The 396-nt window shown below is 75.0% G+C and carries 1 pseudogene; it reads right to left on the reverse strand.

From position 1 onward, the window contains the following. Positions 1–381 (reverse strand): annotated as a pseudogene (locus AC5RUP_RS17225) (HNH endonuclease); the annotation flags it as partial. Positions 382–396: the final 15 nt, after the last annotated feature.

Here is a 396-nt window from a genome sequence, read left to right on the forward strand (position 1 = left end):
GCGCTTGGCTTCGGCCCGCAGCGCCCGGTTCCCGAGCCCGTGCAGCCGGTCCCGGTTGCCGGCCAGTTCCCGGTCCACGCGGGCCCGGTGCTCCGGGGACAGGCAGCCGGTTTCCTGGGCCAGGATCTCGGCCCGGTATTCGTTCAGGCTCCCCGCGGCCAGCGCAGCCAGGGTGTGCGGCATCTGTGCGACCAGGGTCCGGGAGAGGTTCAGCAGGACCGCGGCACGGTGCGGGGACTCGCGCCGGGCCAACCCGATCTGCGCGGCCACCCCGGCGCCCTGCCGGTCTTTCGGGATCCCGGCGGCGACACGGCGGGCACGCACCGAGTCCTCCAACGCGACCTGCACCCTGGCCTGCGCGGCCGCGGCGGCAGCCTTCAAACCCTCCAACGCCGT

The organism is Arthrobacter sp. Y3223151 (assembly GCF_059091125.1).